At 36.5% G+C, this 20912-nt stretch carries 18 protein-coding genes; 5 read left to right on the top strand and 13 right to left on the bottom strand.

Annotated features, from left to right (window positions below; genetic code table 11):
• Positions 1-10: 10 nt before the first annotated feature.
• Both ald and ABXT49_RS04990 read right to left on the bottom strand, forming a co-directional pair.
• On the bottom strand, positions 11-1129 hold the full coding sequence (gene ald, locus ABXT49_RS04985) for an alanine dehydrogenase (protein WP_416650850.1): 1119 nt from the start codon (positions 1127-1129) through the stop codon (positions 11-13).
• 35 nt (positions 1130-1164) lie between these two features.
• A complete protein-coding gene (locus ABXT49_RS04990; RefSeq protein WP_416650852.1) occupies positions 1165-2526 on the bottom strand; it encodes an aspartate aminotransferase family protein in 1362 nt (453 codons plus the stop codon).
• Between the two features lie 119 nt (positions 2527-2645).
• Here ABXT49_RS04990 and ABXT49_RS04995 point away from each other — a divergent pair, with 119 nt between their 5' ends.
• From ABXT49_RS04995 to ABXT49_RS05005, 3 genes are read left to right on the top strand one after another with little or no spacing between them, the layout of a single operon-like run.
• Positions 2646-4130 (top strand): PLP-dependent aminotransferase family protein, encoded by a 1485-nt coding sequence (locus ABXT49_RS04995; RefSeq protein WP_416650854.1) that lies wholly within the window; start codon positions 2646-2648, stop codon positions 4128-4130.
• Positions 4131-4140: 10 nt separating this feature from the next.
• A complete protein-coding gene (locus ABXT49_RS05000; RefSeq protein ID WP_416650856.1) occupies positions 4141-5073 on the top strand; it encodes a hypothetical protein in 933 nt (310 codons plus the stop codon).
• A 4-nt stretch (positions 5074-5077) separates the two neighbouring features.
• The gene (locus tag ABXT49_RS05005) at positions 5078-5827 is read left to right on the top strand and encodes a sulfite exporter TauE/SafE family protein (RefSeq protein ID WP_416650858.1); all 750 of its coding nucleotides are present in this window, start codon (positions 5078-5080) and stop codon (positions 5825-5827) included.
• Positions 5828-5832: 5 nt separating this feature from the next.
• Here ABXT49_RS05005 and ABXT49_RS05010 read toward each other — a convergent pair whose 3' ends face one another.
• The 9 genes from ABXT49_RS05010 to ABXT49_RS05050 all read right to left on the bottom strand — a co-directional run bounded on the left by ABXT49_RS05010 (position 5833) and on the right by ABXT49_RS05050 (position 16030).
• Positions 5833-8301: a GcvT family protein gene (locus ABXT49_RS05010; RefSeq protein WP_416650860.1), complete on the bottom strand. Its 2469-nt coding sequence runs from the start codon at positions 8299-8301 to the stop codon at positions 5833-5835.
• A 42-nt stretch (positions 8302-8343) separates the two neighbouring features.
• Positions 8344-9612 (bottom strand): ABC transporter permease, encoded by a 1269-nt coding sequence (locus ABXT49_RS05015; protein ID WP_416650862.1) that lies wholly within the window; start codon positions 9610-9612, stop codon positions 8344-8346.
• Positions 9609-10415, bottom strand: a complete 807-nt coding sequence (locus ABXT49_RS05020) for an ABC transporter ATP-binding protein (protein WP_416650864.1) — start codon at positions 10413-10415, stop codon at positions 9609-9611. Before ABXT49_RS05020 ends, ABXT49_RS05015 begins: the two co-directional genes overlap by 4 nt.
• 105 nt (positions 10416-10520) lie before the next feature.
• Positions 10521-11516: an ABC transporter substrate-binding protein gene (locus ABXT49_RS05025; RefSeq protein ID WP_416650866.1), complete on the bottom strand. Its 996-nt coding sequence runs from the start codon at positions 11514-11516 to the stop codon at positions 10521-10523.
• Between the two features lie 196 nt (positions 11517-11712).
• The gene (gene nusB / locus ABXT49_RS05030) at positions 11713-12129 is read right to left on the bottom strand and encodes a transcription antitermination factor NusB (RefSeq protein WP_416650868.1); all 417 of its coding nucleotides are present in this window, start codon (positions 12127-12129) and stop codon (positions 11713-11715) included.
• Positions 12126-12587 carry a 6,7-dimethyl-8-ribityllumazine synthase gene (gene ribE, locus ABXT49_RS05035; RefSeq protein ID WP_416650870.1) on the bottom strand — a complete coding sequence of 154 codons (462 nt, stop codon included), beginning with the start codon at positions 12585-12587 and terminating at the stop codon, positions 12126-12128. The genes nusB and ribE overlap by 4 nt, the downstream gene beginning before the upstream one ends.
• Before the next feature lie 3 nt (positions 12588-12590).
• Positions 12591-13664, bottom strand: a complete 1074-nt coding sequence (gene ribB / locus ABXT49_RS05040) for a 3,4-dihydroxy-2-butanone-4-phosphate synthase (RefSeq protein WP_416650872.1) — start codon at positions 13662-13664, stop codon at positions 12591-12593.
• A gap of 6 nt (positions 13665-13670) precedes the next feature.
• A complete protein-coding gene (locus ABXT49_RS05045; protein WP_416650874.1) occupies positions 13671-14324 on the bottom strand; it encodes a riboflavin synthase in 654 nt (217 codons plus the stop codon).
• 119 nt (positions 14325-14443) lie between these two features.
• Complete coding sequence (locus tag ABXT49_RS05050) at positions 14444-16030, bottom strand: ABC-F family ATPase (RefSeq protein WP_416650876.1); 1587 nt, start codon at positions 16028-16030, stop codon at positions 14444-14446.
• Between the two features lie 121 nt (positions 16031-16151).
• Between ABXT49_RS05050 and ABXT49_RS05055 the strand changes: the two genes are divergently transcribed.
• Both ABXT49_RS05055 and murG read left to right on the top strand, forming a co-directional pair.
• Positions 16152-17315 (top strand): FtsW/RodA/SpoVE family cell cycle protein, encoded by a 1164-nt coding sequence (locus tag ABXT49_RS05055; protein WP_416650878.1) that lies wholly within the window; start codon positions 16152-16154, stop codon positions 17313-17315.
• Positions 17308-18333 carry an undecaprenyldiphospho-muramoylpentapeptide beta-N-acetylglucosaminyltransferase gene (gene murG, locus ABXT49_RS05060; RefSeq protein ID WP_416650880.1) on the top strand — a complete coding sequence of 342 codons (1026 nt, stop codon included), beginning with the start codon at positions 17308-17310 and terminating at the stop codon, positions 18331-18333. The genes ABXT49_RS05055 and murG overlap by 8 nt, the downstream gene beginning before the upstream one ends.
• On the opposite strand, the gene bioB is transcribed toward murG, so the two are convergent.
• Together bioB and glnA are read right to left on the bottom strand one after the other, a co-directional pair.
• Positions 18266-19264 (bottom strand): biotin synthase BioB, encoded by a 999-nt coding sequence (gene bioB, locus ABXT49_RS05065; protein WP_416653532.1) that lies wholly within the window; start codon positions 19262-19264, stop codon positions 18266-18268. The genes murG and bioB overlap by 68 nt on opposite strands.
• A 107-nt stretch (positions 19265-19371) precedes the next feature.
• Positions 19372-20778: a type I glutamate--ammonia ligase gene (glnA, locus tag ABXT49_RS05070; RefSeq protein ID WP_271557016.1), complete on the bottom strand. Its 1407-nt coding sequence runs from the start codon at positions 20776-20778 to the stop codon at positions 19372-19374.
• Positions 20779-20912 lie beyond the last annotated feature (134 nt).

Here is a 20912-nt window from a genome sequence, read left to right on the forward strand (position 1 = left end):
CCTTTATAATTTATTTATTAAGCATATCAAGGGCTGAAACGTAATCATAACCTAAGTCATGAGCCACTTCAGGACATGTTACTTGACCACTATGTACATTTAATCCGGCTCTTAGATGTTCGTCATCTAATAGAGCTTGTTTAACACCTTTGTTTGCAATACTAAGTCCAAATGGAAGTGTTACATTATTTAGCGCATAGGTTGATGTTTTTGGAACTCCACCTGGCATATTAGCAACGCAGTAGTGAACTACCTCATCAATGATGTATGTTGGCTCTGCGTGAGTTGTTGCCTTTGAAGTTTCGAAGCAACCACCTTGATCAATCGCAACATCAACAATAACTGATCCAGGCTTCATAGCCTTAATCATTTCTCTGGTTACTAATTTTGGTGCTTCAGCGCCAGGAATCAACACACCACCAATAACTAAGTCAGCTTGCAATACATACTCTTCTACTGAACTTTTAGTTGAGAATACAGTATTCGTGCTTCTGCCAAATTGTTGCCAATGCTGCTCTAATGTATCAGGATTGTTATCCAAAACCCAAACATCTGCACCCATTCCAACTGCCACATGGGCAGCATGAACACCAACGACGCCTCCACCTAAAATAACGACATTTAAAGGGTCTACTCCTGGAACACCTCCAAGCAAAGCTCCCATTCCACCATTTGGTTGCTCTAAAAAGTGAGCACCTGCTTGAACAGCCATTCTTCCTGCAACTTTTGACATAGGAGCCAATAATGGTAATCCACCTCTTGGAGAAGTAACCGTTTCATAAGCAATACAAATAGCACCACTCTCTACAAGCCCCTTCGTTTGCTCAGGATCTGGTGCAAGGTGAAGATATGTATAAAGAATTTGACCTTCTCTAAGCATTGCAATTTCTATGGCTTGAGGTTCTTTAACTTTAACAATCATATCCGCAGTTGTAAAAACTTCTTTAGCTGAAGATATAATTTCAGCACCAAAACTAGAATAATCATCATCGCTTGCCCCAATACCAATACCAGCATTAGTTTCAACTAAAACCGTGTGGCCATGACTAACAAACTCCTTAACACTTTTAGGCGTCAAACCAACTCTATATTCATGGTTTTTAATCTCTTTTGGTACTCCAATTATCATCTCAATATTCCTATATTAAATTAATTAAACTTTTTCTATTTATTTGATTCTAAGGCATTGTCAACAGATTCAACGATTAAATCTATGTCAGTCTTAGAACATATGAATGCAGGACTAAATAGCAAAACATTATTATTAGTTTCAAAACTTCTATTAGTTCTTCCAATCATCACTTTATTTTTAAAACAATGCGCTGCAACGCTAGCTGCAACAGTTTCATCAACAGGCTCTTTAGTTACCCTATCTTTTACAAGCTCAACACCACAAAACAACCCTTTGCCTCGAACTTCACCAATCATTTCATGCTTTTCTTGTAGTTCAAGCAATTTATTTTTAAGATGCTCTCCAACCTCATTAACATTCTCTAAAAGTTTTTCACGTTTAATAATCTTTAAAACTTCAAGTGCGGCTGCAGGGCCAGCAGTACTTCCACCAAAGGTAGAAATATCTCGGAAGTAGCTATCAACATTAGTTGGATCCTCTTTAAACATGTTAAAAAGTTTTTCAGTAGTAACCGTAATTGATACAGCAGCATATCCAGCAGCTAGACCTTTAGCTGTAGTGACAATATCAGGCTGAACATCATAGTGCTGGTAACCAAACCATTTTCCTGTTCTTCCAAGGCCACAAACCACTTCATCTATGTGAAGAAGGACGTCATATTTTCTACATATTGACTCAATAATTGGGAAATACTCAGGAACAGGAGGAATAACTCCTCCACCAGCAGTAATCGGCTCTAAAACGACAGAACCTACGGTATCAGGCCCTTCCTTTTTAATAATATCTTCAAGGACAGTAGCACACTCGATATTGCACTCTCCATATTTTTTTCCATATGGGCATCGATAACAACAACAGTGTGGCATTTCAACAAATCCTGGAGCAAACGGACCATATTGTTTTTTTCTTTGAATTTGGCCAGATGAGCTCATAGCTCCAATTGTTGTGCCATGATAATCACGGTCACGATAAATAATTTTATGTTTTTTCCCATCATTATGAAAATGGGCAAGCTGACGAACCATTTTGTAGCCTTTTTCATTAGCTTCTGAACCAGAGTTTGAGTAATAAACGCGGTCTAAACCTGGCATAAGTGAGGTAACTTCTTTTGCATATTCAGCAGCAGGCTCGTTACCAAAAGAACCCGCAAAGTATGGAATTTTTGTCAGTTGATTACTGACAGCTTGAACCATATCATCTCTTCCAAATCCTAAATTTACTGTCCATACACCGCCAGATGTTCCATCAAGATACTCATTACCATTGGTATCAGTAACAACCATTCCTTTCGCTTTAGCAACCATCATGGGATCAGTCGATTCAAAGCCCTTATGTTGCGTTAAATGATGCCAAACATGGTCTTTATCATTTTGTATAAGTGTATTATTAGACATACTTACCCCGATTTAAGTAAAAATTGATAGTAATTCAAAAGAATGAATTATAAAATATAAGGGGTCCTAAATTTAAATACATATAGAACCAGAATTCTTAAAATTAATAGGCCAGATAAATGGATGAAATGTGGAACCAATTTTTTTCTCTAAGACATGACAAGCCTAGGACCTTGCAGTTGCAGATTCGTCAGCAATTAATTGATGCTATTACTAATGGCTTAATTGGCCCAAACGAACCCCTACCATCATCTAGAAACCTTGCAGCAGCCCTTAAAGTTGCAAGAAATACAGTGATTGCTGCCTATAAAGAATTAGAATTTGATGGCTACATTACCCCAAAAGAAAGAAGAGGTTATTTTGTTAATGAGCAATTTTATGAGAATTTTACAAATAGCAATGAGGATCAAGTTAAAAATATTAGTCCTCCACTATGGCTAGATGCTTTAATAACAAAGAAGCCATCTATTAAAACTAATATTCGTAATCCTGAAAATTGGCAAAGCCTTCCATATTCATTTACAATTGGCCAACTTGATAAAAGTTTAATTCCCTATTACGAATGGCGTGAGGTTGTTAGGCATTCGTCAACTCTTCCTGAAATACAAAAATGGAATATTGATCATGTTGATAGCGATGACCCATCTTTAATTAAGCAAATTCAATCTAAAGTACTTCCAAAGCGGGGTATTTGGGCAAATAAAGATCAAATTTTAATTACTTCAGGCAGCCAGAATGCGATCTACATTATTGCCAGTCTTTTAGCCAAGCAAGGAACAGTTATTGCTATGGAGAATCCAGGATACCCAGATGTAAGAAATATTTTTAGCTTTCGAACTGACAACATTGTTCCTATAGGGATTGATAAAGATGGAATTTTAGTTGATGAAATTAAACCCGAGATTGATATTATTTTTACCACTCCAAGCCATCAATACCCTACAGGTGTAACAATGAGCATGGAAAGAAGAAATAAGCTTCTATCTATTGCTAAAGAAAATCAAATGGTAATTATTGAAGATGACTATGAGGCTGAAGTTAATTTTCTCAGGAAACCCAATCCATCATTAAAAAGTCTTGATAAGGATAACAATGTAATTTATGTTGGAAGCTTTTCGAAAGCCTTTGCTCCAGGTCTAAGGCTTGGCTATATGGTTGCTCCAGAGGCCTTTGTAAAAGAAGCAAGAGCTTTAAGGCGACTAATGATAAGACATATACCTGCAAATAATCAACGTTCAGTAGCCTTATTTATTGGCCTGGGTCATTATCATAATATGTTTACCAAAATTCAAAAAACAAACAAAGAGCGCTGGGGTTTGATAAATGAAAAAATAAATCAAGAACCTCTCTTATCTTGTACTCCAACTCTTGGAGGCTCAACATTTTGGGTAAAAATTCCAGAGTCAATTGATACTGAAAAACTTTGTCAAAAACTTTTAGACAAAGGCGTAGCTGTTAGGCCAGGAAATGCATCATTCTCTGAAGAAAAGCCACCATCAAACTATTTACATCTTGGTTATTCGGCCATAGATACTAATAAGATAAATAAAGGTATAGACATAATTGTAAAAGAAATTAAAGAAATGATGCGTCAAATAGTTTAGGATTTTTATTGTGAAAAAATTATTATTAATCTTATTTTTAGTGACTAACCTTTTAGGTAAGTCTTATGCAGAACAATACGATGATCAAAATATTATCATTGTTAATAAATCTAGCTTTCCAACGAAAATTTTAAAGGAATGGAGTAATATTGCCAGCTCAAAAATGGCTTCACGTGAATCAAATATATTTGTATTCATATATGATGTAGGTGAAAGAATTGAACCTACACAAGAATTTGGTCCAGGCGCCCTTCATCAAGTTTTAATGTCTCCAAATGAAATCAATGAAAGCTATCAGATGATTGAAGATTGGTTCAAAAATACTAGTTGTGGATATGTTGACTATGAATTACTAGATCTAACTAAAGAAGGACTAGAAAAAGGAGTTGATTGGTCATCACAATGGGCTATATGTACAGAAGAACGTTTTGTAATAATGGGTCTTACTGACAACATGAGAAATAACCCAGGTGGAAGAGATGCATTTTATGCAGATCTTCAAGAATTCCTTCAGCATGAACTTTATCACGCCTTTCAGCATGATTTAGAAACTGAAGGTGAGTGCAGAAATAAAGCAGATAGAAGAGACAGTAATAGTAGATGGATGATTGAAGGGGGAGCTAGGTTTTTTGCAAAAAATTTGTTAGATGATAATAAATCTTTTGACAGTCACATCCTTCAGGAAATATACGAAAGAAGAATGGGACGTGAAGCTTTTGAAGGTGAAAGTGACAAAGCAGGCTCAGCAGCTCTTCTATTAATGTCCAAGAGAGGTCTTATTAATGAAAGTGAAATCCTAGATGGAAGTCTTTTCCATGACTGCGCTAGGGAGCTAAAATTTGATAAAAATAGTGATGAAATAAAATTTATATTAAAAAATTGGAATAATATAATCCAAGTAGGTAATGGTGAATTTAAATTTTCTCCAGAAGCATTAAAATAATTTAATGGAAAACCTGCTTCTCATTCTTCCTGAAAATTATTTTCTGATAGTTTTAGTTATACTTTTTTCAGGTTTTATAAGGGGGTTTTTAGGATTTGGATCAGGCTTAATAACTATCCCAATTCTCTCCTATTTGTATTCACCAGTTTTTGCAATGGTATTCAATATTGCTATCGAAATTCCAGCAACTATATATCTGACCTATGTTGGTGCTAAGAGCTGTAAGTTCAAAGAAATATCTCCAATGTTTTTTTCAATGATGCTAACAATTCCTATTGGCACAATATTCTTAGTTTCAGTAAACGAGCAATTAATAAAAATTATCATGTCTATTTTAGTAATATTTTTTGTAGTTTTAATTGCAACTGGCTGGAAATTAAAAGCGGCAGTTACAAATTATGTCCTCACAATTAGCGGCGTAATAAGTGGCTTAATGCAAGGAGCTACTGGAATGGGAGGACCTCCCTATGCGACTGTTCTTTTATCTAAGGGTGACAATGATGATGTAACAAGAGGAAATATATTAATTATGTCTACTGGCATTGTTATAAGCGCAATAATTAGCTTGCACTACTTTAATCTTTTTACAAAAGAACTACTTTTAACAGGGTTAATAACCTCTCCAATTTATATTCTTGCAACCTACACTGGTACAAAATTCTTTAATTTTTCAGGCAATAAGTATTACAGAAATATATCTTTATCTGCACTTGGAATAATTGGAATATCGACACTTCTAGGTGCACTTTTCTAAGAAATCTAGACTCTGATTTTCTTATTTAAAGGGTCATACATTGGCTTAAGTGATGCACTAGCTTTCTCAATAACACCTTCAACCTCAATAGTATATTCAGCACTTAAAATATCTTCATGACTTTCATTAGGAAGGCATGTAACGTATCCGAGTCCAACAGCACCTCCAAGAGTATGACTATAGGTTCCACTTGTTAAATGACCTACAATTTCACCATTTTTCAGAATAGGCTCATTATGATAAAGCATAGGTTCAGGATTAGTCAGTAGAAACTGCATTACTCTCATTTCATAACCGGCAGCCTTTTTAGCTTTAACAGAGTCATAACCAATAAAGTTACCAAATTTTGAAGGACTCTTATCGAGTTTCACAGCAAAACCAAGTCCTGCATCAATTACGTGATCTTCATCAGTAATGTCATGTCCAAAGTGTCTATATGCTTTTTCAATTCGACAACTATCGACAGTATGCATCCCAATCTGCCTTAAAGAAAACTCCTCACCTTTTGAATCAATTAGCTCAGCCACATAAATTGAAAACTCAATTGGAAAGTATAACTCCCAGCCTAATTCACCAACATATGTTATTCGGTGTGCACGTACATTTGCCATACCAACCTCAATATTGCGAACATTTGCAAAAGGGAAGCTTTCGTTACTCATATCAATATCTGTTAGGGATTGAAGTAGATCTCTCGAATTTGGCCCCATAATGGCGATACAGCCCTCTGAGCTTGTTGAATCAAATAGTGAACAATTGGCCCCTTCAGGCAAATTCTTTTTAAGCCAATGCATATCTCGATTAAGACACATTGTACCGCTGACTATTAAATAATCATCAACGTCAAGACGAGTAACAGTTACATCCGCCTCAATACCGCCTTTCCGATTAAGCCACTGCGTATAAACCATTTTACCGACACCAACATCAATATCATTTGCACAGATCATCTGCATAAAGTCCATAGCATCAGAACCTTTGACTCGAATTTTTGCGTATGACGACATTTCATACATACCAACTGTCTCTCTGATTGCTTGCTGCTCTAATCTATGAAAATCAAACCAATTTTGCCTTCCCCATGAATATTCATATTTAGCTTCAACCTTTCCAATCAAATTCTTTGGAACAAACCAATTAGGCCTCTCCCATCCAGCAACCTCACCAAAACAAGCGCCACGCTCTTTGAAAAACTCATATAAAGGAGTTTTTCTTAAGCCTCTAGCTGTTTCGTATTGATGGTATGGAAAATGATTTTCATAAAGATAGCCTAAAGTTTCAGTAACTCTATTTGCTAAGTAAATTTTATTATTTTGAAATGGCTCATTTCTTCGTATATCTACATCCCATAAATCACAGGGAGGTTCTTTTCCTACAATCCATTCAGCTAAATATTTTCCCGCTCCACCAGCCGCCTGAATCCCGATTGAATTGAATCCTGCAGCAACATAAAAGTTACCTAATTCTGGAGACTCTCCGATCTGAAAATTATCATCTGGCGTAAAACTTTCAGGTCCATTAAATAAAGTCTCAATACCTAAACTTTCCATTACAGGTACACGGTTCATTGCAAGCTCTAAATAAGGCATGCAGTGATCTAAATCATCCTGTATCTGATCAAAGCAAAAATCTTCTGGAATACCATTTTGCGCCCATGGCTTTGCGTTTGGTTCAAATAGCCCAACAAGTATTTTTCCAGCATCCTCTTTATAATATGCAGACTCATCTGGAACTCTTACTACGGGCATATCTCCCATATTTGGAACGGCTGAAGTTAGGAAGTAAAAGTGCTCACAAGCATGAAGAGGGACTGCAACACCAGCCATTTTACCAACCTCTCTTGCCCACATTCCACCGCAATTTACTACAGCATCAGATTGTATGTCACCATACTCAGTTTGAACTCCTACAGCCTTTCCATCTTTTTTAAGTATTCCAGTAACCTTAACATCTTCAAAAATCTTAACACCATTGTTCTTTGCGCCTTTAGCAAGAGCCATGGCGACGTTTGCTGGGTCAGCCTTACCATCCTTAGGTATCCAAGCACCACCAACAACGTCATCGAGGTTAAAGAGGTTGACCTTATCTCTTAACTCGTCGGTAGTTAGTATCTGCACATCAACTCCATGAACTTTTGCAAGCGACGCATTGCGTTTATATTCTGTTAACCTCTCTTGGTTAGTTGCAAGACTTATAGAGCCAGTTCGGCGATAACCAGTAGCCATTCCTGTTTCAGCCTCTAATGTTTCGTAAAGGTTTCCAGAGTATTTAACCATTTGAGTGAGATTAAGCGATGAGCGCATCTGCCCTACAAGTCCTGCTGCATGCCATGTAGTTCCAGAGGTTAGCTTTTTACGCTCCAGAAGAACTACATCTGTGTAACCTAGTTTTGCAAGATGATAAGCAACTGAGCAGCCTACTACTCCTCCACCAATAATTACAGCTTGAGCATTTTTAGGTAATATTACTGACATCGGCTAACCTTAAATAAAGAAGAAAAAAACAGCATTACAAATCTATTTTCCCTTCCATGGTACAAGATAATTTTCTGAAATTCTCATAAGTATATCGATTGCATAACCAATAACACCAATCAGTACAATTCCCATTATTACAAGGTCAGTCATCTGGAACTTTGAGGCAGTAATAATCATCATTCCAGCACCTTTCTGAGCCGCTACAAGTTCAGCTGCTACAACTGTGCCCCAACAAACCCCCATAGAGACTCTTGCACCTGTAAATATTTCAGGCAAACTGTTTGGAACAATAACAAGCCTCATAATTTGCCATTTAGAAGCGCCTAGTGAATATGCGGCATGAATTTTTGCAATATTCACACCTGAAACTCCGGCTCTAGCAGAAATAGTCATAATCCAAAGCGAAGCTAAGAATAGTAAAATAATCTTTCCTTGTTCACCAATACCAAACCAAATAATAACTAATGGAATTAGAGCAAGTGGAGGCACAGGTCTCATAAATTCTACAATAGGATCAAACCATCCACGAAACCAACCAGAAAGACCCATTGCGTATCCCAAAGGTATACCTATTAAAGCGCCAGCAAAAAAACCAACAACAACTCTAAGGAGTGACCAGCCTAAATGTTCAAATAGACTAAAATTTTTATATCCTTCTGAAGCAATCTTTGTTAGCCTTGCCCAGACAGCTTCTGGGGAAGGTAGCCATACTGGCTGCATCTGCCAGCCTTTATATGGAGTAAGACTCAGGGTTCCTTTAGCGGTCATATAGACGCGTGCATTATCAATAAAGAGTTCACTGCTTGGTGAAATGGACTCTCCATTAATTGCAATAACTTTATATTTTTTATCCTTACCACCAACGTCATTTTTCTGAACTTTAACCAAAGCACTTCTATATGTAATAATTTGAGCCGTGTCATTAAGAGCAAAACCTAATCCTGGTTCTATATCTATTTTGTCGGGTATTTCACCAGTCTGAACATCGTAAACAGAAATTCTTACTTCAGCATCATCAGTTTCACCTAAGGAGTTGACAGCAGTATAGGTAAATGAAAGTTCACCTATAAATGGCCCAGGAACATGGATAGGGGTTAATTTAGAGCCTGTAAATGAGCCCCAGATAGCAAATATAGCAACGATTGAGATAATTGAAGCAGCTCTATTTGGCATAACAGCACTCTCATCACCAAATGTTACAGTTTTAAGACTCGTAAAATCATCACGTGACTTCCTCATTGAGCTCACTGCTTTAACAATATAGAAAGCAGCAATAAAGATTAGAATATAGATAATTAAAATAGTCATGAGCTTTCGTCCGTCCTTCCCATTATCTCTTCTTCCATTTCCCAGATAATTGAGAGAATTTCATCACGAGTCTCTGAATATCCCTCAGATTTTTTGACTTCTCGAAGATCCATATTAACGCCCATTTCAGCAAACGGGAGATTGTACTCTTTGTAAACCCTTCCTGGCCTTGGAGCAAGAACCAATAATCTTTCGCCAAGAAGAACTGCCTCTTCTACAGAATGGGTAATTAATAAAATTGTTTTTCCAGTCTCTTTCCAGAGCTTTAAAACTAATCCCTGCATCTTTTCACGAGTCAAGGCATCTAATGCGCCTAGAGGCTCATCCATTAAGATTACATCGGGTTCATTTGCAAGGCAACGCGCTAGAGCGACTCTTTGCTGCATGCCTCCAGATAATTCGTAAACGGCTTTATCTTCAAATTCAGCTAGCCCAACTACTTCAAGTAAGTGCTTTACTTTTTCATTTTGTTCAGCTTTTGGCATACCTTTCATTCGAGGTCCAAATGCAACATTTTGTTGAACATTCATCCACTCAAACAAAGCACCTTGCTGAAAGACCATTCCTCGCTCAGCACCAGGGCCTAAAACAATTTGGTCATTAAGAATAACTTTTCCTTCTGTTGGAGCTAAAAAGCCAGCAACAATATTTAAAAGTGTCGTTTTACCGCATCCTGAAGGTCCAAGTACAGTGATAATTTCACCTTCTTTTATGTCTAAAGACACATCTTTAAGAGCTTGAACTGAAGAGCCATTCTTCAAATCAAATCGCATTGAGATATTTTCAATTGATAAACCTTTCAAACCAAACTCCGAATTTATTTTTAAAAAAAAGGTGGCACACTAAGTGCGCCACCTTGAATCTAACTAATACTTTAAGACTTTTATTAAGTCTAATAAATCAGTATTTTATTGCGCTGCTAATCCTTGAAGACCGTCAGTATTAATTGCATTTGCATATGAACCACGAGCGCTAGGAATACTTCCAGCGTCAACAAATACATCTGCTACACCTTTAAGGAAAGCTTCACCAGAACCACCAAGCCAGCTATCACCTAACTGTGAGCTAACTGATGGGAATACAAATGTAGACATTGTTTCAGCAGTTGCTGCTTCATCCATACCAGCATCTTTTGCAATATGAGGAAGCATAAGTGAATGGAAACCACCTGAGTTCCACATTGCATTTGCAGCAGCAGTAACACCTAAGAACGTTTGAAGAACTTCAGCATTTTCATCAGCAAAACCTGCTGGAACTGAAGTTACGTCCCAAACTAGAATACCTAGAGCTGTTTTTTCATCACCAGTCAAAAGAACATTACCATGATCTAGTGCACGACGAAGTGATCCACCCCATCCACAGAACATATCAATACTTCCTTGAGCTAATGCAGCTGATCCTTCTGGCGGAGCCATGTCAACTACTTGCATTGAATCTACAGAAACACCAAAGTGAGCCATCTGTTTCAAGAAACCAAAGTGAGCAGCAGTTCCAAGTGGAACAGACACTTTCTTTCCAGCCAATTCAGATGCATTGCTTGCATCAATTTCAAGACCTGAAGCTACAACACAGTTATCATTGTCAGCATAACTTACAGCAACGTCAACAATTTGAATATCTTGACCTGTAGAAGCGGCAACAATAAATGGAGGCACACCTTGACTTACTGAAATATGAATATCACCAGAAGCCATAGCTGCAGACATCGCTGTACCTGTACCAAAAGCTTTCCAGTTAACCTTCATACCCAAAGCCTCATCATACGCACCAATTTGCTTTGCATACTCGAACGGCATTGGCCATTCTTCAAAATAAGCTACATTAAGCTCATCAAGAGCCATTACATTAACAGTAGCTATTGCACTGATAAATGTTGCTCCAATTTTTTTATAAATACTTTTCATTATTTCTCCTTTAATAAATATTAAACTTCCTCTTCTTTCAGCTAAAAAAAATATTTTACTAACGGCTCTTTGAAGAGTCAAATTAATAAAACAATAATTTTTTAAATCTGAAAAAGAGATATTACCATGAAAAAGGGTTAGTTGAAACAATTTCACTTGTTATTGGATAAATAACGACTTAACTAAAAAAATAATTTTATTTAGCTAATTCCATTGATCTTAAGGATGGAGCAATTTTATCTAGTGATTTATTTATAAGTTTAAACGCTCCTTCTGCACCATAAAGCTTTGATAATTCCACAGCCTCATTGATAACTACCTTATAAGGAACTTCAAGTTGAAACTTTAGCTCATAGACTCCCAGATACAAAATGGCTTTTTCAGTTGGGCCAAGCTCACTAATATCTCTTTCGAGTGAGGGGTTAATAATTTCATCGAGTACTGAAATATTTTTAGGAATATTTATAAATAAGTTTGAAAAGAATGCTTTAGAAATCTTACCTTCTTTTTGAGTAAGGAATTGCTGCTCAATTTGAGGAATATCACCACCAGACACGAGCCATTGATACAATGCTTGAACCACTCTTGCTCTTGAACGTTGTTTTGATGTCACAGCTTTTCGAGTAAATTTATCATTCTAATTGTGCTCTCTGCTGCTTCTGCGCCTTTATTTTCAGAGTTTGAACCTGATCTCTCAATCGCTTGCTCAACTGTATCAACAGTTAAAACGCCAAAGGCGATAGGAATTTCGGATTCTAGTGCAACTTTTGAAATGCCTTTTACGCACTCACCAGCTACAAACTCAAAATGAGGAGTTCCACCACGTATTACAGCTCCTAATGCCACAATACCATCGTATTTGCCAGTATTAGCAGTCTTTTTAAGAGCTAAAGGGATTTCAAAAGCTCCTGGCACATAAAGAAGATCAATATCTGAATCATCAGCTCCATGCTTTAATAAAGCTCCTTTAGCGCCACTGATTAAATGCTCAACTACAAACGAGTTAAATCGACCTGCAATAAGTGCAATCTTTTTGTTCTTAATAGTTAAGTCACCTTCGATAGTTTTCATCGCCTACTCCTTCATGTTTACATATTCACTAATGGTTATTCCAAAACCCTCTAATCCAGGCCACTTTTTTGGCTTGCCTAGAGATTTCATAGAAGTTACTCCTAAATCAGATAGTATTTGAGCACCAATTCCAAACGTTTTTCCATCGTCACTACTTCTATAATCTTGATTATCAATATTTTCAAGAATAGCTTGATTATCTTGCTTACGTAAAAGTAAAAAAACTCCACTTTCAACATCTGAAATCATATTTAAAGCACTATTTATACTAAATCCACGATTAACTTCTTGCATAACATCTTTAAAGATATTTTCCATATGAACCCTAACATAAGGCTCATTTGATTTACTAATTGACCCTTTTACTAAAGCAATATGAATGTCGTTATGAATAGTATCTAAATAAGAATAAAGTTCAAATTCACCATATTTCGTATTAAAAGGTCTCTGACTTATTCTTTCTACGGTTTTTTCATTCTCAACTCTATAATGAATTAAGTCAGCAATATGTCCTAGCTTTATGCCATGCTTCTTTCCAAATTTTTGTAAATCAGCACTGCGCGCCATTGATCCATCATCATTTAATATTTCAACAATTACGGAGGCGGGTTCAAAGCCAGCTAATCTAGCTAAATCACAACCAGCTTCAGTATGACCAGCCCGAATGAGAACGCCGCCCTGCTGAGCCATCAATGGAAAAATATGGCCAGGCTGAACAATATCTAAAGGTTTTGCGTTCTTAGCTACAGCATCAAGAATAGTTTTGGCTCTATCAGCTGCAGATATGCCCGTAGTTACTCCCGTAGCAGCTTCTATAGAAACTGTAAAGTTTGTTGAATGGAGGTCACTATTTTTTGAAACCATCAATGGAAGATTTAGCTGTTGGCAGCGTTGCTGAGTCAAAGTTAAGCAAATTAACCCACGACCATGCGTCGCCATGAAGTTAACATCTTCTTTAGTAACTTTTTCTGCTGCAATTAACAAATCACCCTCATTTTCACGATTCTCATCGTCCATAAGAATAATCATTTTTCCTTGCTTGTAGTCTTCTAAGAGCTCTTTAATTGATGCTTTCATACTTATTTACTTTTTAGTTGCAAGTGTCTTTTTTTTACTAAGATCAGATAGATCATCTCCAATATCAACCCTATGGTTGATAAGTTGCTCAACGTGCCTAGCAATTATATCAATCTCTAAATTAACCTTTGATTTTTCACTCAAACCACTCAGCGTTGTTGCTGAAAAGGTATGAGGAACAATATTAACATCGAAAATATTACCAACCACGTTATTGACTGTAAGACTGACCCCGTCAATACAAATAGACCCTTTTTTTGCAATATACTTCATCAAGTCAGTCATAGCTTTAATTTTTAATCTTGTGCTCACGCCTTCAGTATAAACAGAGTCAATCTCTCCAATACCATCAACATGTCCACTCACCAAATGACCATCAATTCCCTGATTAAGTTTTAATGACTTTTCTAAATTAACGTGCTGACCTTTTATTAGTTCTGAAAAAGTAGTGCAGCTTAAAGTTTCTTGAGAAGCATCAGCAGTGAAAGAGTTTCTCTTTAACTTAGTAACAGTTAAACATACACCGTTGACTGCAATACTATCTCCCACATTCGAATCAGTTAAATCAAGATCGTCTGCATTAATAATAAGCACAGCTCCTTTTTCAGAGGATTGAACCTCGTGAATGCTACCTTTTGCTTGGATAATCCCTGTAAACATTTACACAATAATTTTATTAGTTAAGTTAAATTTTACGCTTAAATATTTTTGATGACTTATTTAACCATCAAACAAAAGGTTTTGGAATCAATAGATTTCGAGGTAATCTTTAATTAAATTCACACTTGAGTTAGCAAGTAGTCTTCATAGTTACCTGAATAATATTCAACACCGTCTTCCTTGAGCTCAATTATCTTGGTAGACAAAGAAGAGACAAACTCTCTATCATGACTTACAAATATTAGTGTCCCTTCATAGTTATCAAGAGCTAAGTTTAAAGCCTCAATCGATTCCATATCCAAGTGGTTTGTTGGCTCATCCATTAACAGTATGTTTGGTTTTTGGAGCATTAATCTTCCAAAAATCATTCTGCCTTTCTCTCCACCAGATAAAGACTTAACAGATTTTTCAACATCTTCTTTTCCAAACAGCATTTTGCCCAACACAGAGCGCATCATCTGAATATCATCTTTTTCATTTTTAAACTGAGTCATCCACTCTAGAACGTTCATATCTTTATCAAACTCATCGTTATGATCTTGGGCATAATAACCAATATTTGCATTCTCACTCCATTTAGTTTTTCCACTATCTGAGCCGATTTCACCTAATAAAGTTTTTAAAAGGGTTGTTTTTCCAGATCCATTTTGTCCGATAACTGCAACTCGCTGTCCCTTTTCAATTAATAAATTAATATCCTTAAAAACTGGCTCATCATCAAAGCTTTTGGTAAGGCTTTGAACCTCTAATATGTTTCTAAACAACTCTTTAGTCTGATTAAAAATAATATAAGGGCTGACTCGTGATGATGGCTTAATGTCATCAAGCTCGATCTTATTTAGTTCTTTTTGGCGTGAGGTTGCTTGCTTTGCTTTAGAGGCATTAGCTGAAAATCGAGATACAAAATGCTTTAAGTCTTTAATTTTTACTTCTTTTTTGGCGTTCTCTGATCGCATTCTTTCCTGAATCGCAGTTGCTGCAATCATAAAGTCATCATAGTTTCCTGGGAATACATTTAGAGCGCCATAATCCAGATCAGCCATGTGTGTGCAAACACCGTTTAAAAAGTGTCGATCATGGGAAATTATTACCATTGTAGATTTTCTTGTACTTAAAACGCCTTCTAGCCAACGTATTGAATTAATATCAAGGTTGTTGGTAGGTTCGTCTAATAAAAGAACCTCAGGGTCTGAAAAAAGTGCCTGCGCTAAAAGAACTCTGAGCTTCCAGCCTGGTGCAATTTCACTCATAAGACCATAATGCTGATCTAAAGGGATATCAAGGCCTTGCAAAAGCTCACTCGCTGATGATTCTGCTGAGTACCCATCCATTTCAGCAAACTCCATTTCTAACTCAGCAACCTTGATTCCATCTTCCTCAGACATTTCAGATAAGCCATAAATCCTTTCTCTTTCAGCTTTTATTCTCCAAAGTTCTTTATGCCCCATAATTACTGCATCAACAACACGGAACTCTTCAAAAGCAAATTGATCTTGAGAGAGCACTCCTAGTCTTTGCCCGTCACCAACCATTACTGAGCCTTGAGTAGGTTTTAAATCTCCAGTCAATATTTTCATTAACGTAGACTTACCGCAACCATTAGCACCGATCAAACCATAGCGATTACCACCCTGAAACTTAACAGAGATATTTTCAAAGAGGGGCTTTTCACCAAATTGCATGGTGATATTGGCAGTTGATATCATTGTTTTATAAAGATCTACAAAAAAAAAATATTATCCCATAATGCCTCATAAAAAACATAGCTATTATGCATTTGGATAACTAACAAAACTTTTCTTCAAAAAGTATAAAATATATTTGCCTATGAAATTAAATTCATCCATAAGAACTAATCAAATGCCAGACAAGGTGTTGTTGTCGACAATCTTAATGTTAATAATCTTTGGATGGGTTATGGTTTTTTCAGCATCTTTATCTGCTCATTCAAGTTATATCTACTTTATTAAACAAACAATATTTATATTTATGGGTTTGAGTGCAGGCTTAATTATGCTCAGTACGCCAATCTCAGTTCTTCAAAAATATTCAATCCCATTATTTATACTCACTCTTTTTTTACTATGTGTTGTTTTTTTTCCAAGCCCAATTGGTCATGAAGCCAAAGGCTCTACTCGTTGGATAAATTTTGTTTTATTTAAATTTCAACCCTCAGAATTAATGAAATTATCAATGGTTTTGTTCATGGCTGGTTTTCTTATTCGCCAAGAGAAAGATATTAGAAAACCATGGATGGGTTTTTTGAAGACAATTGCTATTATTGGTGTAACAGGTCTCTTAATATTACTTGAAACAGATATTGGAGCCACTCTTATAATCTCACTAACAGCAATGTCAATGCTTTATGCTGCTGGTTCATATATAAAGCAACTTACTATTGTAACCTCAGGGCTATTTATCTTAATAGGAATTATTATTACAATAATTCCCAATAGATTTGAAAGGTTTGTGTCTTTTTGGAAAGGTGATTTTTGGGCTAGTGATAATTCTAAACTTGACCAAACAAAAGCAGCTTTAATTGGAATTGCTAGAGGTGACTTATTTGGAGTTGGGATAGGTGCAGGGATTCAAAAATTTAAAAATAGAGGCTCTATCAATTCATTACCAGAAAGACATACAGATATGATTTTTGCAGTCATAGGCGAGGAGTTAGGTTTTGTGGGGATGTTATTTGTTTTACTATCCTTTCTATTTATTTTATTAAAAGGATTTACTATTGCTAAAGTTGCGCTTCAAAAAGGGAGGCAATACAGCTCTTACGTAGTATTTGGAATTTGTACCTGGTTTTCTATGCAAATAACTGTAAATATTGCAATGAATCTCGGGCTTATCCCTCCTAAAGGCTTTACATTACCTCTATTAAGCTATGGAGGAACTTCAATGATTTTTGCAATTCTTTCTTTGGCAATTATTTTACGTGTTGATATGGAAAATAGAACAAAGTATTCAAAACAACAAAACTATGTCTAAAAAGATTCTCATTATGGCTGGAGGAACAGGTGGTCATATCTTTCCAGCTCTTGCTATAGCAAAAGAACTTGAATCAAAAGGAGCAGTTGTAGAGTGGCTTGGAGGAATAGAAGGAATGGAGAGCACCCTAGTTCCTGATCATGGGTATCGATTTAATGGAGTTTATACTAGTGGCCTGAGAGGAAAAAATCTTAGAACCCTATTCAAAGCTATTTTTTTACTTAGTTTTGGGCTTATTCAAACAATTCTAATTTTCATCAGATTTAGACCACACAAAGTAATTGGAATGGGAGGTTACGCTTCAGGAGTTGGCGGGATAGTTTCCAAAATATTTTTCACCTCATTAATAATTCATGAGCAAAATACCATTCCTGGAACAACAAATAAATTGTTAAGCAGAATTGCTCAAAAATGTTTCCAGGCTTTTGATAATACTTTTCATAAAGATATAAATGCTGTAACAACTGGCAATCCTATTCTTTTTACTCCAAGCTCGAAATCAACTCCTGATACAATTAAAAATATACTTATTCTAGGAGGCTCTCTTGGCGCCAAAAAAATTAATCAAACCATACCCACCATTAAAACACCCTTAAATATATGGCATCAAACTGGAGAAAAGCATCTTACTGAGGTAAAAGCTTTATACACAGACTCTGTACACTCTGATGTTAAGATTGATGCTTTCATTGATAATATGGCTAAAGCTTATGCATGGGCAGATCTAGTTATCTCTAGAGCTGGAGCTATGACAGTATCAGAACTTATTGCTTCAAAAACAATTGCAATACTTGTTCCATTTCCTTACGCAATAGATAACCATCAAACAGTTAATGCTGAACACTTATCTAAAAATGGGGCAGGGATAATTATTCAAGAGGATTCTTTTAGTGGCGAAATTATTGATAAAGAGTTACTTGCGCTAAACACTCTAAAAATTCACGAAATGACTAAGAAGTTAGAGTTACTTTCAGTTCCGAATCCTGAGAAAATAATTGCTGATTATCTTCTTTGTTGATTCCAAGGCGACTAAAAAGTAGTTGATCATTTGCAGAAGTTGGATTATCAGTAGTTAATAACTGCTCACCATAGAAAATAGAATTTGCTCCAGCAAAGAAGCAAAGCGCCTGCATCCCCTCACCCATCTCCAGCCTACCAGCTGAAAGCCTTACTACTGAGTTAGGCATTAAAATTCTTGCGACTGCAATAGTTCTTACAAATTCACTTTCGCTTGGCGGTTTAACGTTTTCAAAAGGTGTTCCTGGAATAGGAACAAGTAAATTAATTGGAACGCTATCAGGGTGCTTTTCGAGATTAGATAAGGATTGAAGCATTGATGCTCGGTCTGTTTCCGTCTCACCCATTCCTAGGATTCCGCCACTACAAACATTAATATTTGCGTTTTTGACTGCCTCTAAGGTATCTAGTCTATCTTGAAAATTACGCGTCGATACAACATTAGGGTAATGCTCTTTTGAAGTATCAATATTATGGTTATAGTAATCTAACCCAGCTTCTTTAAGAGTAGAGGCTTGGCTTGGCGTAATCATCCCTAGAGTAACGCATGTCTCCATTCCCATCGCCTTAACGCCCTTGATCATTGGAATGACTTTATCAAGGCTTTTATCAGTAGGGTTTCTCCAGGCAGCTCCCATACAAAACCTAGACGCGCCTTTATCTTTCGCTTTTTTTGCCTGATGCAATACCTGATCAATCTCCATTAATTTTTCACGTTCAAGGCCAGTATCATATTTTGAACTTTGAGAACAATAAGAGCAATCTTCTGGGCATGCGCCAGTTTTAATATTTAATAAAGAACTTACTTGGACTTTATTTGGGTCAAAAGTTTCTCTATGAATGCTGTGCGCTTTAAAAAGGAGATCATTAAAAGGAAGTTCAAATAAAGCCTTTATTTCATCTAATTCCCAATCATTTTTTACTTCAATCATCTGATTTTCTGTATTTAAGTTAATTAATTTTACCGCAACAAATAGCTCTAAAAAGAACAATAAAAAGCCGCGCATTGTGCGCGGCTTTTTATTAACTCATAAATATCTTAGCAGCTATAGTATAAATCAAACTCTAGCGGCTGAGGTGAAGCTCTCATTGCTGTAACTTCTTTCATCTTAAGTTCAATAAATGAGTCAATAACCTCGTCTGTAAAGACTCCACCTTGCTTAAGGAATTCACGGTCATCATCAAGTGCTTCCAGGGCGATGTGAAGCATTCCAGCAACTTTAGGAATAGAGCCATCACTATCTTCATAAAGATCTTGATCTGCTGGCTTACCAGGATGGATTTTATTTTTTATACCATCAAGGCCTGCCATTAGTAGTGCTGAGAAAGCAAGATAAGGGTTAGCAGTCGAATCTGGAAAACGCACTTCAATACGACGTCCCTTAGGATTTTTAACGAAAGGTATTCTAATTGCTGCTGAACGATTCTTAGCAGAGTAAGCTAGCATTTCTGGTGCTTCAAATCCAGGAACTAATCTCTTATATGAGTTTGTAGAAGGATTAGTAAAAGCATTCAATGCTTTTGCATGCTTGATAATACCACCAATATAAAAGAGCGCCATTTCGCTTAAGTTGCCATATTGGTCTCCATCAAATAAGTTAACTCCATCCTTTGCAATAGACATATGGACGTGCATTCCATTACCATTATCAACCGCAATTGGTTTAGGCATAAATGTAGCTGTTTTGCCATATAGGTGAGCAACATTATGAACACAGTATTTAAAGATTTGAGTCTCATCAGCCTTTTTAACTAACGTGTTAAATAACGCGCCAATTTCACACTGTCCGGCAGTTCCAACCTCATGATGATGAACCTCGGTAGTAACGCCCATTTCCTCAATTGCTAGACACATTTGAGAACGAAGATCATGCAATGAATCAACTGGAGGAACCGGGAAGTAGCCACCTTTAATACCTGGACGATGGCCTTTGTTTCCACCTTCCATGTCGACTCCAGAATTCCAAGCTGCCTCTTCTGAGTTAATTTCATAAAACGCCTTACCCATGCCGTGACCGGTGTCCCACTTAACGCTATCAAAAACAAAAAATTCAGGTTCATTTCCAAAATATGCTGTATCACCAACACCAGAAGCTTTCATGAATTCTTCGGCGCGATATGCAATAGATCTTGGATCTTTAACATAGCCTTTTAAATCACTTGGCTCAATAATATTACAGCGAATGTTTAAAGTCACTTCCTCAGTAAAAGGGTCAAGCACCGCTGTTTCAGTATCTGGGGAAAGAATCATATCAGAATCATTAATAGTTTTCCAACCAGCAATAGAGGAGCCATCAAACATCTGACCATCCTCTAGTTTTTCAACATTAATTGTATGAGCTGGAACACTAACGTGCTGCTCTTTTCCTATTGTATCGGTGAAACGAAAATCTATAAACTTTATGTTTTCATCTTCGATCATTTTCATTACTTTTTTTGCAGACATAGATGTACTCCTAAAAATATTAATAAATAACAAGATTGACAGGCATTGTCAGGAAGTCTGCGCCGTTGCAAACGGTGTTGCGAGCTCATTGAGAACATAGCAAGGGTATTTCAAGTTTTGATTATATCCTAAAT

The sequence above is a fragment of the Candidatus Pseudothioglobus sp. Uisw_086 genome (assembly GCF_048085745.1).
Taxonomy (GTDB): domain Bacteria; phylum Pseudomonadota; class Gammaproteobacteria; order PS1; family Pseudothioglobaceae; genus Pseudothioglobus.